The following is a 14,838-nucleotide window of genomic DNA, read 5'->3' on the forward strand; positions in this document are numbered from 1 at the left end:
AAAATTCTGGTCATCGGCCCGTCATGGGTCGGTGACATGGTGATGGCGCAGAGCTTATTCATCGCCCTGAAAAGCAAACATCCCCAATGTACGATTGATGTGATGGCGCCGGCGTGGTCTTTGCCGTTGTTGCAGCGCATGCCGGAAGTCAGCCTGGCCATTCCGATTCCGTATGCGCGCGGAAAACTGGCGCTGTTTGGCCGTATCGGCATGGGGCGAGATTTGCGCGCTAATCGCTATGACCAAGCGATTTTGTTGCCCAATACCTGGAAGTCGGCCTTGGTTCCGTTTTTTGCAAATATTCCCCTTAGAACCGGCTATGTCGGTGAAATGCGATGGGGCTTATTGAACGACGTCAGGACGCTGGATAAAAAACGTTTGCCGATGACCGTGCAGCGTTTTGTGGCCCTGGCTAACGACAAGGACGATAATACCGCGCCGAGTTATTCGGTTCCCGGACTCAAGATCGATCCTGACCTACAGCGGGCGGCGGTAAACAAATTTTCTTTGAAGGGAGAAGGGAAGGTGCTGGCCTTGTGTCCCGGCGCCGAATACGGTCCGGCCAAGCGCTGGCCGGTAGAGCATTTTGCCAGTGTGGCGCGAGCCATGCACCAAAAAGGCTGGCGAGTTTGGTTGTTCGGTTCCGATAAGGACAAAGCCGTCACCGAACAAATCAACCGCTTGACGGACGGCATTTGTTCGGATTTGGCCGGGCACACGTCGCTGGCGGAGGCGGTAGACGCTTTGTCGCTGGCCGATGCTGTCGTCAGTAACGATTCAGGATTGATGCATGTGGCCGCAGCCCTGGATAAGAAAGTCGTCGCTATTTATGGTTCCTCCGATCCCGGCTTCACGCCGCCTTTACATAAACTCGCCCAGGTTATCAGCTTAAACTTAGAGTGTTCGCCTTGTTTCGAACGCGAATGCCCATTGGGACATACCCGATGTCTGACTGATATTGCTCCGGAGCGGGTGTTGGCGGCACTGAATTTTTAATCTAAATGAAGCTTGCCATCGTTAAATTGTCGGCACTCGGCGATATCGTGCATGCGATGGTTGCGCTGCAATTCCTCAAAGCGGCCAGGCCCGAGGTCGAAATCGACTGGCTGGTCGAACAACGCTTTGCCGGGTTACTGGAGCACAATCCCGATATTCGCCGAATTCTCACGGTAAATTTAAAGGCGCTAAAAACCGACAAGTCGGCGGTCTGTAGCGAAATCGCTAAGCTCGGAAACTACGCCAAGCGGGAGTACGACCTGGTCATAGATGCCCAGGGCTTGATCAAGTCGGCAATCGCGGCAAGGCTGTTGGGCAAGCATTGCATCGGGTTCGATCGGTCTTCGATAAGAGAGAAAGCCGCTACCTGGTTTTATCGACGAACGGTTGCTTATCCTTACGACGCCAACACGATAGATCGTAATGTGGCGGTATTGACTCAGCCATTAGGCATTAGCGTCAGTCGGCCGCAGATTCTGGCGAAACAGCCATTCCTGTTTTATCGCGCAGCCGATCCGGCGCTGGATGAATATTTCCAACCCGGGCAAGCCCATGTCTTGTTCGTGGTCGGCTCAACCTGGGCCAGCCGCAATTATCCCAAAGAAAAATATCTGGAAGTGATGCGCGGATTACAGGCTAAATGCCTGATTAGTTGGGGAAGCGATGAAGAGCGCCGGTCGGCCGAATGGCTTGCCGAGCGTTGCGGCGCTGCGGTTCTTCCAAGCCTTACCCTGAACGACTTGAAAGCCGTGATGGCTAGAGTCGATTTAGTCATAGGAAACGATACAGGACCGACTCACATGGCATGGGGATTGAACCGGCCGTCTATCACCTTATTCGGGCCGACGCCGGTAAGCCGGGTTTATCAAACCGATATCAACAAGGTTTTGAAGTCGCCTTCGGCTGTCAATCCGTTTAAATTGGACAAAAACGATTTCTCTATCGGCGAGATCGATCAAAACGCCGTGATCGCGTTGGCCGAGTCGCTGCTGAATCGCCATACCTAATCGATGATCCTAATGATCGGCCTATGATCGGTCTAGCGCAACGACAGCTAACAGATCCGCGGTAACGGATCGTCTTCCAATTCCTGCAAAATGCGTTCGCCGCCGATTTCGGTTTCCAAAATCACCGCCGGTTTGCCTTCGGCTATCGTTCCGATGATGGCCGCGTCGGTATATCCCGTTGCTTGTAAACGTTCGACCGCCTGGCCGGCATCGGCAGGGTCGATCACCGCCACGACTCTGCCTTCGCAGGCTAGATACATCGGGTCATAACCCAATATCTCGCAGACCGCGCGTACCGGTTCCTTTACCGGAATGCTGGTTTCGACCAAGCGTACGCAGGAATGGGCGGCGAGGGCGATTTCATGCGCGACCGTGGCCAAGCCGCCGCGCGTCGGGTCGCGCATAAAGCGTAACCCGGGCAATTCGCAAAGCGTTTCGGCGACCGGCAAAACCGAGGCCGAGTCGGACAATAAATCTCCGGATAAGCCGAATTGCTCCCTTGCCAATAACACGGCCGTGCCGTGGTCTCCGACCGAACCGCTGAGTATCACGCTATCGCCCGGCCGAATCCGGTCCATGCCCAAGCTTATGCCGGCACGGCGCACGCCGATGCCGGTCATCGCAAAATAAATGCCGCCGCCTTGTCCTCGCCTCAACACTTTAGTATCGCCTGCGACGATATTGACCTGGCTTTCCCGGCAGGCAGCCGCCATGGCCGCGAGTATCCTGTCCAATAGTGCGATTTCCAACCCTTCCTCGATGAAGGCATTCAGGCTCAGATATTGCGGAACCGCGCCCGATACGGCCAAGTCGTTTACGGTGCCGTGAACGGCGAGGCTGCCGATATTGCCGCCGGGAAACTCCAACGGTTCCACGGTAAATCCGTCCGTGGTCATCATAAGTTCGCCGTTAGCTTTTGGTAAACGCGCCGCGTCGGCATTGGTGTCGAGTAGTTCATTAGCCAAATGGCCAGCGAACAAGGATTCGATGAGCTCACGCATGAAACGTCCGCCATTGCCGTGAGCGAGAGCGATATGCGAGTCGGAAATTTTCCTTGTAATTTTCATGAGATTTTAATTTTGTATAACATGTAAACTGTGTTTTTACTCAATATACTTCTAAGCGACGAAGTGTTTTCGGCCGCCGGTTTATAGCATGTTACAAGAATGAGTTTTAGTAAGACTACTGAAATAATACCGCCTGTTTTGCCGGGGACTGCTGCTCCCGGAAATCCGCTGATAGGGCTTGTTGGCTGTTAAGAATGTATGGAAGACCAATGCGTTAGACTGAATTCATCAGGGTCGCGCTTAGATTAGCCTCAATAACGACAAGGATTAAGTAAGACGATGAGCACATTAAAGAATATTCTAATAAAATTAGAAACCTATCATAAAACCGAGAATCAAGGCGCGTGCAGGCTATTCCTCGTCTTGAATGAAATAGCCGACAAACTGACCGCGCTAATTTCATCGGGACAAAATGGCATTTTCGATTTGAACCGAGAGCTGCTGACCTCGGGTGATATCGACGAGCTAAAAAATATTTTAGGCCGAGGCGAGGTCGAGGCAAGTTTAAATGTTTTGGGTAAAACCACGATACGAGAAACCGGAGTCGCCGGTATCTGGTGGATAACGCACACCAATGAACAGGGCAGTGTGATCAGAGAATGCATCGAAATCACCACTTGTCCGGATCTTTTAAAAACTTTTCCGGATGAATTGGATGCGGCGGTCGCCGGACTACAATACAAAATTCACCAATACACCCGGCGTTCGACGTCCGATCAAGTTGCCAGGAGGTTGAGCGAGTTGGGTTTCGGAGTCGATAGCGTTCAAAACGAAATCGTCTAACCGAAGCGTGTAACAAACACGATCCCGCGGACGCGTATGCAGCGCCGGTATCAATTACAAACATAAGCCCGTACCGGGTTCTTACTTAGTGGCGTCGATGGGCCGGCACTTGAACATCGGGGTGATTTTATGCTGGACGGGGATATCTTTTCCGGATCCGGTGCCGCATTCGCCGGCGAGCCGAATCTCTTAAGCCCGTTGATTCATTCGGGTTCGGCTATCGATCCGTAAAACGATGTGTTTTTCGCGATTCGTTAAATATCGCGGCGTTCACAGAATCACGCCGCGGCATCGTTAATCGAAACGGCGAAAGGCTGATTTATAGGCCCGGGAAAGAATTTGCAGGCAGCGATAGCTTCGGCTACACGATGACCGCCGGTTTGAATTTTGCCGGAAACAGGCGATTTCCAGCCAAATTGGTTGCAACTTTTCACGCGGCGTTGCACACTTAACGAAAGGTCGAGCCGATTTTTTGCCGAGTTATATTAACTCATAGGGCGATGGTTACTTTGGAGATGAATGAATGTGTCTTGCGATACCAATGCAAGTGACTCAAGTCGACGGGTTTAATGCGCTGTGCACGGCTAAAGGCGTGCAGCGCGAGGTCAGTTTGTTCTTATTGCAGGACGAGGACGTACAGGTAGGCGATTATGTGTTGATACACGTAGGCTACGCAATACAGAAAATTTCCGAGCAGGATGCGCAGACGGCCTGGGAATTGTTCGACCGGATGTATGAGCAGGAAGCGGCAGGTGCATGAATTATCGTTGTGCCAGAATTTGCTGGATCAAGTAACGGACATAGCCCAACGGCATTGCGCTGACAAGGTGGTGCAAATTATCGTCAGAATTGGGCCTTTGTCGGGAGTCGAAGCTAAATTGTTGGAAAGTGCGTTCGAGATCGCCAGTGTCGGAAGCGTGGCCGAACAGGCAGAGCTTTTGATGGAGTCTCAAGCGGTCAAGGTTTTTTGCAATGTCTGCGCGACCGAATCCGACGCGTCGGTTAACGATCTGACTTGTAGACAATGCGGAGCTTACAATACCCGACTGATTAGCGGCGACGAGCTGATTTTGGCGCGTGTCGAATTAGAAAGTATGGATCAGGAGCGTCCCGCATCATGACGAATCCGGAGTTTTGAATATGTGTAATACCTGTGGATGTAATATCACGCCGGGCAACCGGCATTTAGTGTTTACAAATCATCGCCATCACGAACCCGTATCGGCCGTGAATGTATTGAGTAATTTGCTGAAGCATAACGATGCTCATGCCGAGAAAAACCGGACCAAGCTTGACGCGCACGAAGTCTTGGCGATCAATTTGATGTCGTCGCCCGGCTCGGGCAAGACCGCGCTATTGGAAGCGACCATTCGGCAGCTTAAAGGCAAGCTCCGTATCGGCGTCATCGAAGGAGATTTGGAAACCGAAAACGATGCCGACCGGATTCGGGCTCAAGGCGTACCCGCTTATCAGATCACCACCGGCACCGCCTGCCATTTGGATGCCCATTTGATCGAGCCGGCGCTGGAGCATTTCGATCTTAGCAAGCTCGACCTGTTGTTTATCGAAAACGTCGGCAATCTGGTATGTCCGGCCAGCTTCGATCTGGGCCACCACAGAAACGTGACCTTATTGTCGGTGACTGAAGGGGACGACAAGCCGGCCAAATATCCGGTGATGTTCCGTGCGGCCGATTTGATGCTGATTACCAAAACCGATCTGTTGCCGCATTTGGGGGATTTTTCGCCGGAAAAAGCCGAGGAATGTCAACGCCGTTTGGCCAGCCAAGCTCCGGTTGTCAGTCTGTCCAGTCGTTCCGGCCAAGGTATGGAAGCGTGGCTGGATTGGCTGGAGCAAGAAGTTGCGGATCATAAAGAACGGCTGGCGCAGCATCAAACCGTACGGCCTAGAATACAACAGGACGGTCAAAGCTTGCATGCCCAGGATGCGCCGCGTTTTCGGCCGGTCGTCAGTCTGTAGCCAACGGATCTCTTATGCATGGCGCGCGGTTTTGGCTTGAAAAAATCCGTGAACTTCCGTTACCGGATCATGTTCGTCTGATGAATGTCTGCGGCGGACACGAACGTTCGATTTCCATGTCGGGTTTGCGCGCCGCGTTACCGGCCCAAATTGAATTGATCCCAGGGCCGGGATGTCCTGTATGTATTTGTCCGGAACAGGATATTTACCAGGCTATGCATTTGGCCATGGATAAAGACGTGACCTTGGTCAGTTTCGGCGACATGCTACGGGTGCCGGTCAATGTCCCGAAAAATGCTATCCGATCTCTGGAACAAGCCAAAGCCGCCGGCGCCGACGTCAGGCCCGTAGCGTCACCGTCGGAAGCGATAAAAATAGCCCAGGCCGAACCGAACAAGACGGTCGTGTTTTTCGCCGCGGGATTCGAGACGACCACCGCGCCGGTCGCCGGCATGGTTGCTCAAGGCATGCCGGATAATTTATTGCTGTTGGTCAGCGGGCGCTTAACCTGGCCGGCGGTGTCGATGTTGCTGGAATCCGAAGAACCAGGCTTCGACGCGTTGATCGCGCCGGGCCATGTCGCTACGGTCATGGGGCCGGAGGAATGGCGGTTTGTCGTCGACAAGCACCGTATTCCGGCCGCAATCGCCGGGTTTACCCCCGATAGTTTGTTGGCCGCGGCCTATTCGGTATTGCGCCAGTTGATCGAAAATCGGCCGTTTTTGGATAACTGTTATTCCGAAGTGGTAAAACCCAACGGTAACCAGAAGGCCAAGGCTTTGCTGGAATCGATCATGGATATCGTCGACGCGCCATGGCGGGGCATAGGCGTCATTCCACGGTCCGGTTACGACCTAAAACCGGAATTCGACCAGCATAACGCGCGCTTGCATTTTACCGATATGGCAAGTCAGGCCCGTTCGCATGTCGGCGAAATGCCGCCCGGTTGCGATTGCGCGCGCGTCGTTTTGGGCAAAATCAAACCTTTGGATTGCCGCATTTACGGTTCGCCTTGCACGCCGCGCACGCCGGTCGGGCCGTGCATGGTTTCGGACGAGGGCGCGTGCCGTATCTGGTGGGCGAGCGGTTTGCGCAAGGAAACGGACGAAATTGCCGATGCCGTTTAATTAAGGCGCGAGCGTTGTCCGAATCGGTTGCCGTTCGCATCGTCGTCACCGGCCGCGTACAAGGCGTGGGCTTTCGGCCCTTCGTCAGGCGTTTGGCCAATGAATTCGATATACGCGGCTGGGTGCGCAATCGCAACGGACAGGTGGATATCCATGCCGAAGGAAAGGCCGTCGATATACAAGCGTTTCAACTAGGCTTGACCGAACAAGCGCCGCCGCTGGCTCGGCCCGATTGTCCTCAAGTGACCCCCGCCGAGCCGAGTCATTTTAGCGGATTCAGCATAGAAACCAGTGCCAGCGGCGGCGCCGTCGACGCCCATATTCCGCCGGATTATTTTGTTTGCAGCGATTGCTTGGCGGAGATGCAAGATCCGCGGGAACGGCGTTATCGTTATCCATTTATCAACTGCACGCAGTGCGGTCCCCGTTACACCTTGATCGATCGTTTGCCTTACGACAGACCGAATACGGCCATGTCGGGCTTTCCGCTCTGCCCCGAATGTTATGTTGAATATGCCGATCCTTTAGATCGCCGCTACCACGCCCAACCTCTGGCTTGTGCGGCCTGCGGCCCTGAATTGAGATTTCGGCGTCCCGGTTTCGATGACCTTTCCGGCAACGAAGCGGCTTTGAGCGCTTGTATAACAGGCTTGCGCGAGGGTTTGGTGGTCGCCGTGAAAGGTATCGGCGGCTATCATTTGCTATGCGATGCTACAAATCCTGAGCCTGTGCGGCGCTTACGGGAAAGAAAAATGCGTCCCGACAAGCCTCTAGCCGTCATGGCGCCTTGTCGCCCCGAAAACGATTTAGACTGGATAGACCAACTAGCGCTTGTGCAAGCCTGCGAAAAAGAGTTGATTCGTTCGCCCTTGCGGCCCATCGTGCTGGCGCAAAAACGCTTGCCTTCGGTGTTGGCGGCCGAAATTGCACCGGATCTGAACGAGGTCGGATTGATGTTGCCCTACAGCCCTTTGCACTATCTGCTTGCAAACGATTTCGGTAAGCCGTTGGTCGCAACGTCCGCCAATTTGAGCGGCGAGCCGGTACTTACCGACGACAGGGAAGTGGAAACGCGGCTGGGGCAGGTGGCGGATGCTTTTTTGCATCACAATCGGCCGATACGCCGACCCGCCGACGATTCGGTGTATAGGCGTATTGCCGGTAAAACCCGGCCCGTTAGGATTGGGCGCGGTGATGCGCCGCTGGAACATACCGTGCCGTTCGAATTCGCGCAACCGCTATTGGCGGTCGGAGCCGACCTGAAAAACACGGTGGCTTTGGGATTCGGTAATCGAATCGTGATGTCGCCGCATATCGGCGATTTGGGAGCGCTTAGAAGCGGCCGAGTATTCGAACAAGTCATCGCCGATTTGCTGCGCTTATTCGGTGTAAGGCCTGCCGCCTTCGTTTGCGATGCGCATCCGGCTTATTATTCCAGGCGTTGGGCGCAACAATCGCAGTTGCCGATAATCCCGGTATTTCATCACCATGCTCATGCCTCGGCCTTGGCCGGCGAACAGGATTCGCCGGAAAAGATGTTGGTTTTTACTTGGGATGGCACGGGTTACGGCGAAGACGGCACGATTTGGGGCGGCGAAACCTTGTTCGGAACACCCGGACGCTGGGGAAGAATCGGTTCGTTAAAACCATTTCATTTGCCGGGCGGCGATAAAGCCGGTCGGCAACCGTGGCGTAGCGCATTAGCGCTTTGTTGGGAGGCGGGGCAAGAGTGGGCGGAGTGTCCGATGGATACCGACTTGTTGCGTATGGCTTGGGCGCGGCGCATCAATTGTCCTCGAACCACTTCCGCCGGCCGTTTGTTCGATGCGGCGGCGGCTTTAATCGGTGTGAAGTCCGAAGCCAGTTATGAAGGCCACGCCGCTATGTGTCTGGAAGCGATGAGTTCCGACGGCGCGGAGCCTATCGTATTGCCGCAAACGGCTAATGCTGAAGATATCCTGATCACGGATTGGCGGCCATTGCTGCCTTTCCTAATGGATAAAAATATCGCTGCTGCCGAGCGCGGCTCGGTATTTCATGCCAGCTTGGCCACCGCCATTGTCAATCAATCGCTGATGCATCGACAGGCTTATGATGTCAATTTAGTCGGCCTAAGTGGTGGTGTTTTCCAGAATCGTTTGCTGACGGAACAAGCGCAGGCCGCATTGCGAAAAGCCGGTTTTGATGTCTTTTTACACGAAAAATTTCCTGCCGGAGACGGCGGTATCAGCTTTGGCCAGTTGATCGAAGCATCCGGTTGGTCCGGTACTTGAAAACGATTGAGGTATCCCGGCCGGGAGCTATTTCGAGTCGGCCTGAGACAAGGCTAAGCAGGGCAGGCTAAAAAACAAAAAGCCTTGCGATGCGCAAGGCTCCGTAATTCATGGTGCCCAAGGACAGAATCGAACTGTCGACACGAGGATTTTCAGTCCTCTGCTCTACCGACTGAGCTACCTGGGCTTGCTTAAGAGCCGCTCATTAAACAGTATTTATAAAATCACGTCAAGCAACAAAATTAATCTTGGCCTGCTCGGCTGGACACGGTCTAATGTTTGTGCAATTCTCTGCGGCTGGTTCAAAGATCGAAAGTCCGAGTTGAAGGTTTGGATATGCAAACATTGAATGATATCGGCGGCCTGATCATCGATATGGATGGCGTGCTTTGGCACGGTGATAAGCCGCAACCCGGATTGATCCGGTTTTTTCAGGTCTTGCGCGAATTGCGCTTACCGTTCGTATTAGCCACTAATAATGCTAGCCTGACCGCTGAACAATACGTCGACAAATTGGCGAATATGCAGGTTAGCGTTGAAAAAAATGAAATTTTGACTTCGGGGATGGCCACGGCTTCCTATCTGGCTCAACGTTATTCGCCCGAGTCCACGCGCGTGTTTGTCATCGGCGGAGCGGGAGCGAAGCAGCCTTTGTCGGATCTGGGTTTTACCCTGACCGGCTTGAGCGACATCGAAGACGGGCGGCGTGCCGACTTGGTCGTGAGCGGGCTGGATAAGGAATTAAGTTGGGACAAGCTGTGCACGGCAGCGTTAAATATCCAAGCCGGTGCCGATTTTTACGGCACCAACGGGGATGTGACCTTGCCCAGCGAGCGCGGCTTTTTACCGGGTAATGGATCGACATTGGCGGCGCTGACTGCCGCGACGGGAGTTAGCCCCATTCTGATTGGAAAGCCTGAGCCTATTATTTACCAACAAGCGTTGAATTTGCTTGCCGTCGCACCCGAACGCGTGGTTGCAATAGGCGATAGGTTGGATACCGATATACTGGGAGCCGTACGTGCAGGAATCAATAGCTTGCTGGTACTGTCCGGCATCTCTCGCGAGAGTGATATCGCCAATGCCGGTTATGCCCCGACTTGGGTGATGCAAGACATTCAGGAACTTGCCCGGGCTCTGCTCAATTAATTAAAGGAGACAGCAATGAAAAAATTCATCGATAGTCCTGCTACCGTTCTGGATACCAGTTTGCAAGGATTCGCCAAAGCCCATGCCGACATCGTGCAATTGAGTTCCGATCCGAACTTTGTTGCGCGTAGGCAGCGCAAGCAAGGCAAAGTCGCCTTGATCTCAGGCGGCGGTTCCGGACATGAGCCATTGCACAGCGGTTTCGTCGGTTACGGTATGCTGGATGCGGCGTGTCCCGGGCAAATATTCACGTCCCCAACGCCTGACCAAATGTTAGCTGCGGCGCAGGCAGTCGAAGGAGGTGCGGGCGTTTTATTCGTTGTCAAAAACTATGCCGGCGATGTGATGAATTTTGAAATGGCTGCGGAACTGTTGGATGGACCAAGCGAAACCGTTTTGGTTAACGACGATGTGTCCTTGCCTAAAGATCACGCTATTGGCCGCCGCGGTGTGGCCGGTACGACGATAGTCGAAAAAATAGTAGGTGCGGCCGCGGAAGAAGGTTACGATCTTGCGGCCTGCAAGGCCTTAGGCGACCGGGTCGTAAGCGCTACCGCATCCATGGGGGTGGCTTTGACGAGTTGCACCGTGCCGGCCTTGGGTCATCCAACTTTCGATATCGGCGACGATGAAATCGAACTGGGGGTGGGTATTCACGGCGAACGGGGCCGTGAAACGGCAAAACTGGTTCCGGCCAGCGCCATCGTTGAGCAATTGGCCGGCCATATTCAAGACGAACTGAATCCGCAATCCGGCCAACCAGTGCTCTTGCATGTAAACGGTTTCGGCGGGACGCCGTTGGTCGAACTGCACCTCGTGTACGAATTAGCCTGGCAATATTGGCGTAAGAGAGGATTGAACATACAACGTTCGCTGGTGGGCAATTTTACGACGTCACTGGATATGGCCGGTTGTTCGTTGACCTTGACCTTGCTGGATGACGAAATGACGCGTTTGTGGGATGCGCCGGTTAACACCGCCGCATTGCGCTGGGGAAGCTGACAAGATTTCGGACCGGGGACGCATGAACTCTTTTTATGCAGGCTGATGTTAAAGTAAAACCGGTTCCTTCCTCCGTCAGGACGGCTTCATGAATGCAGAAGCTAGGGCGACGCAAGGAGAGAGGGCTGTTGAGACATTCTCTCCTGTAAGCGTTTAATTTGAAGTTCGCCTAATGACATTTGCAATCGCGTTAATGATTAATTGCGCGGTTTTGGCGCCGGCATCGATATGCCCTTTGCTGCGTTCCCCCAAAAACGAGGCCCTGCCTTTAGTGGCCAGCATGTCACGAGTTGATTCGACTCCCGTTTCGGCGACCGAACAAATATGATCCAACATATCGTTTAGCGCTTTACCCTCCGCGACATCTTGCTTCAACGTGTTCGCCACCGGTATCCAGACATCAAGCATCGTTTTTTCGCCCACGTCGGCCTTACCGCGTTGTTTGACCGCTTCAACAGCCGCGTGAAAGGCGTCGGAAAAAGTTTGTATGTTGCACTCTTTGTCTTTTGTGTTTTTGTGCAGGCCGATGAACAGCGTGGCGTATAAAGACCCGGACGCGCCGCCAATTGCCGACATCACAGTCATTCCTATTTTCTGCCAGGCGGCTGGCCAGTCTAGTGCGGCTATGTCCGTGCGATGGCGCTGCAAAGCGTCTATGCCGCGTTGTAGATTAAATACATGATCGCCATCGCCGATCGCTTGGTCCAATTCGGTGATAACATCTGTATGCTCGTTAATCGTGCTAGCGACGGCATCGATTAGTTCAGGAAATTGTTCTGGCGTAAGAGGCATGATTTCTCCTGTTAGATTTTGGTGTAGGGTCCGACAACATTGCGTCTGTTGGTATCGGTGCCTGTCTTTGAGGCATTTTCGTCGGCTAAGAGACGCAACTTGCTGCGACAACGTGCCGCACCGAACCGTTGCAATTATTAGCAATTGTGCCAAATTCGATTAGGTAAATACGATAAAATTCCGACAGACCTACTGTTATTAGGGATGTTACTCGATAAATCAAAGATAATGGAACCGAGATGCGTATAACAAACAAAAGAATCTTTCTGAAAAATTTAGGCATTGCCGTATTAGCGACTAGTCTGGTGGCATGCGGCGGAGCCGAAGAACGCAAAGCAAAGTACATGGAAGAGGGACGTCAGCTTTTTGAGGCTGGGGATTACGAAAAAGCCGAATTGGCCTACAAGAACGTATTACAGATAGACCCAAAAAACTGGGAAAGTCGCTACCGGATGGCGGAAACCTTCAGTAAACAAGGCAAAATTGAAAAGGCGTTCAGGGAATACAGTACGGTAGCGGCCAATGACGAAAATCATGTGATGGCGCGCGTACGAGTCGGCCAGTTGTTATTGCTGAACCGGGCTATCGATGACGCGGAAAAAATGGCCGACGAAGCGCTGGCAAAAGAGCCGGACAATATAGAGGCGCTGGTATTGAAGGCCGGCGTTCAAATGGCTAGAAATGATGCCGATGGCGCTACGGTAACCGTTGAAAAAGCCTTGCAGATTAATCCGAATGATGTCGCGGCAACATTGATGAAGGCTTCGATCGAGGTGAAAACGAATAAAGTTGACGACGCAATCGGGCTTTTAAAACAAGCAATCGAGAAAAAATCCGACAGCATTCCGCTGCGTACGATGTTGGTCGGGATTTATACAAAAAATAAGGACATCGGCGAAGCGGAAGAACAGTTGGTGGCTATTGTTAAATTGCAGCCGGAGGGTGTTCAGCATTATAAAAATCTGGCCTTATTTCAAGTGAGCACCAATCAGTTGGATAAAGCGGAAGCGACGCTGCGCGACGCCATCAAAGCCGTGCCCGATAACGACATCGCCAAAATTAATTTAATCGACTTTTTAATTGAAAAACGTGGATTGGAAACCGCTATCGCGGAATTGCAATCTAATATCGAACAGAATCCCGATGCCTATCCCTTGAAATTTAAACTGGCCTCATTGCAATTTGCCAATAAAGAAGCGGATAAAGCCGAAGCGACTTTGAAACAAATTGTCGAACAGGATAAATTGGGACCGAATGGCATTTCGGCACGCGACAAATTGGCCGTTTATTATGCGCTAAGCAAACGGGGCGACGAAGCTAAGGCGCTGATCAAGGAAGTATTGGAGGAGAATCCTCGCGATGCCGAAGCATTGACCTTACGCGGCCAATTTGCCTTGGCTGAAAATAGGATCCCGGAAGCAATCGGCGATTTTCGATCTGTATTGGTCGATCAGCCGAATAATGTCAAAGTATTAAAACTGTTGGCGGCCGCTCATCTGCGTAACAACGAACCGGAGTTAGCCCGAGAAAACATGGAAAAAGCCGTTGCCGCAGCGCCGCAGGACGAAGCCGCAAGGCTGGATTTAGCCAATCTGCAATTGCAAGCTGGTCATGAAGACCAAGCCAAGCGGCAAATTGACGAGTTGTTGAAACTGAACCCAAAAAGTCAGAGAGGTCTCGAAGCCGCCTTCAAGTTTGAAGTCGCCAAAAAACATTGGGACGAAGCGCAGGAATTAGCTCAACGAATTCAACAGAGCGATCCGGACAGCGCTGTGGGTTTCTTCTTGTCCGGCTTGGCGTATCGGGCTCAAGGCAAATCGGAGGCTGCGATTGAAGCCTTCAAACAAGCGCTGATAAAAAAACCGGATGCCGTTCAACCTCTGACCGAGCTGGTTAAAACCTATGTCGCCAATAAACAGCCCGATAAGGCAAAATCCGAGCTGCAACAGGTGATTAAACAACATCCTGATCATTTTGTTGCCTATAACCTGCTCGGAGGGGTTTATCTGGACCAGAAAAAAAATGCCGATGCAAAAACTGCTTTTAATAAAGCAATAGAAATTAAGCCGGATTGGTTTAGCTCTTATCGCAACCTTGCGCTGGTAGAGTTGATTCAAAAAAATAAAGAAGAAGCGATCAAGATTTACAAGCAGGGTATCGATAAAACCAACGGGGCGATGGAATTAGTCGAGGATTTGGCGCGCCTATATGGCAGTTCCGGCGAACATGACAAAGTGCTTCAGTTGTACGAAGAGTCCTACAAGCGTTACCCTAATTCGGCCCTCGTCGTGAACAATCTGGCCAGTTATCTGTCCGACTACGCCGATACTCCCGACAATTTGAAGCGCGCGGCGGAAATGGCCGAACCTTTAACTAAGTCGAATAATCCCGACTTTTTGGATACGGTCGGCTGGATAGCCTATAAACAAGGAAATTTAGACAAGTCCAAGGAAATGCTGGAAAGAGCCTTGGAAAAAAATTCAGGTTCTCCCATCATTAACTACCATGTAGGCATGCTGTATTTTAAGCAAAACGATATGGCAAAAGCTCAGCAGCATTTGCAGAAGGCATTGGATTCAAAGGCCAACTTTAGTGGTTTAGACGAACTCAAGCAGACCTTGGAGAAAATCAAGGTAAACGGTTAGCGAGGCCGGTTCGGTTC

13 protein-coding genes and 1 tRNA gene are annotated in these 14,838 nt (G+C 52.4%); 11 read left to right on the forward strand and 3 right to left on the reverse strand.

Annotation, left to right across the window (positions count from 1 at the left end):
• Positions 1 to 36: 36 nt before the first annotated feature.
• Both waaF and waaC read left to right on the forward strand, forming a co-directional pair.
• Positions 37 to 996, forward strand: a complete 960-nt coding sequence (gene waaF, locus ACW73I_RS08425) for a lipopolysaccharide heptosyltransferase II (protein ID WP_458028906.1) — start codon at positions 37 to 39, stop codon at positions 994 to 996.
• 5 nt (positions 997 to 1,001) lie between these two features.
• Positions 1,002 to 2,003 carry a lipopolysaccharide heptosyltransferase I gene (gene waaC / locus ACW73I_RS08430; protein ID WP_458028809.1) on the forward strand — a complete coding sequence of 334 codons (1,002 nt, stop codon included), beginning with the start codon at positions 1,002 to 1,004 and terminating at the stop codon, positions 2,001 to 2,003.
• Between the two features lie 47 nt (positions 2,004 to 2,050).
• Here the strand turns inward: waaC and hypE are convergent, their stop codons facing one another.
• Complete coding sequence (gene hypE, locus ACW73I_RS08435) at positions 2,051 to 3,070, reverse strand: hydrogenase expression/formation protein HypE (protein ID WP_458028810.1); 1,020 nt, start codon at positions 3,068 to 3,070, stop codon at positions 2,051 to 2,053.
• 279 nt (positions 3,071 to 3,349) lie between these two features.
• Between hypE and ACW73I_RS08440 the strand changes: the two genes are divergently transcribed.
• The 6 genes from ACW73I_RS08440 (at position 3,350) to hypF (ending at position 9,233) form a co-directional block, all read left to right on the forward strand.
• The gene (locus ACW73I_RS08440) at positions 3,350 to 3,853 is read left to right on the forward strand and encodes a hydrogenase expression/formation C-terminal domain-containing protein (protein WP_458028811.1); all 504 of its coding nucleotides are present in this window, start codon (positions 3,350 to 3,352) and stop codon (positions 3,851 to 3,853) included.
• 523 nt (positions 3,854 to 4,376) lie between these two features.
• Entirely contained in the window at positions 4,377 to 4,613 is a 237-nt protein-coding gene (locus ACW73I_RS08445; RefSeq protein ID WP_458028812.1) for a HypC/HybG/HupF family hydrogenase formation chaperone, read from the forward strand.
• On the forward strand, positions 4,606 to 4,974 hold the full coding sequence (locus tag ACW73I_RS08450; RefSeq protein WP_458028813.1) for a hydrogenase maturation nickel metallochaperone HypA/HybF: 369 nt from the start codon (positions 4,606 to 4,608) through the stop codon (positions 4,972 to 4,974). The genes ACW73I_RS08445 and ACW73I_RS08450 overlap by 8 nt, the downstream gene beginning before the upstream one ends.
• A 19-nt stretch (positions 4,975 to 4,993) precedes the next feature.
• Entirely contained in the window at positions 4,994 to 5,833 is an 840-nt protein-coding gene (gene hypB / locus ACW73I_RS08455) for a hydrogenase nickel incorporation protein HypB (RefSeq protein ID WP_458028814.1), read from the forward strand.
• A 14-nt stretch (positions 5,834 to 5,847) separates the two neighbouring features.
• Positions 5,848 to 6,960 carry a hydrogenase formation protein HypD gene (hypD, locus tag ACW73I_RS08460; RefSeq protein ID WP_458028815.1) on the forward strand — a complete coding sequence of 371 codons (1,113 nt, stop codon included), beginning with the start codon at positions 5,848 to 5,850 and terminating at the stop codon, positions 6,958 to 6,960.
• Between the two features lie 14 nt (positions 6,961 to 6,974).
• Positions 6,975 to 9,233 (forward strand): carbamoyltransferase HypF, encoded by a 2,259-nt coding sequence (gene hypF / locus ACW73I_RS08465; RefSeq protein ID WP_458028816.1) that lies wholly within the window; start codon positions 6,975 to 6,977, stop codon positions 9,231 to 9,233.
• Between the two features lie 111 nt (positions 9,234 to 9,344).
• On the opposite strand, the gene ACW73I_RS08470 is transcribed toward hypF, so the two are convergent.
• Positions 9,345 to 9,420: transfer RNA gene (locus ACW73I_RS08470), tRNA-Phe, on the reverse strand.
• A gap of 149 nt (positions 9,421 to 9,569) precedes the next feature.
• Here ACW73I_RS08470 and ACW73I_RS08475 point away from each other — a divergent pair.
• Positions 9,570 to 10,382 carry an HAD-IIA family hydrolase gene (locus ACW73I_RS08475; RefSeq protein WP_458028817.1) on the forward strand — a complete coding sequence of 271 codons (813 nt, stop codon included), beginning with the start codon at positions 9,570 to 9,572 and terminating at the stop codon, positions 10,380 to 10,382.
• A gap of 15 nt (positions 10,383 to 10,397) precedes the next feature.
• A complete protein-coding gene (dhaK, locus tag ACW73I_RS08480; protein ID WP_458028818.1) occupies positions 10,398 to 11,384 on the forward strand; it encodes a dihydroxyacetone kinase subunit DhaK in 987 nt (328 codons plus the stop codon).
• A 153-nt stretch (positions 11,385 to 11,537) separates the two neighbouring features.
• Here the strand turns inward: dhaK and dhaL are convergent, their stop codons facing one another.
• A complete protein-coding gene (dhaL, locus tag ACW73I_RS08485) occupies positions 11,538 to 12,176 on the reverse strand; it encodes a dihydroxyacetone kinase subunit DhaL (RefSeq protein ID WP_458028819.1) in 639 nt (212 codons plus the stop codon).
• A 239-nt stretch (positions 12,177 to 12,415) separates the two neighbouring features.
• Between dhaL and ACW73I_RS08490 the strand changes: the two genes are divergently transcribed.
• Complete coding sequence (locus ACW73I_RS08490; RefSeq protein WP_458028820.1) at positions 12,416 to 14,821, forward strand: tetratricopeptide repeat protein; 2,406 nt, start codon at positions 12,416 to 12,418, stop codon at positions 14,819 to 14,821.
• The last annotated feature ends 17 nt before the right edge of the window (positions 14,822 to 14,838 follow it).

The sequence above is a fragment of the Methylomonas sp. MgM2 genome, assembly GCF_054172045.1.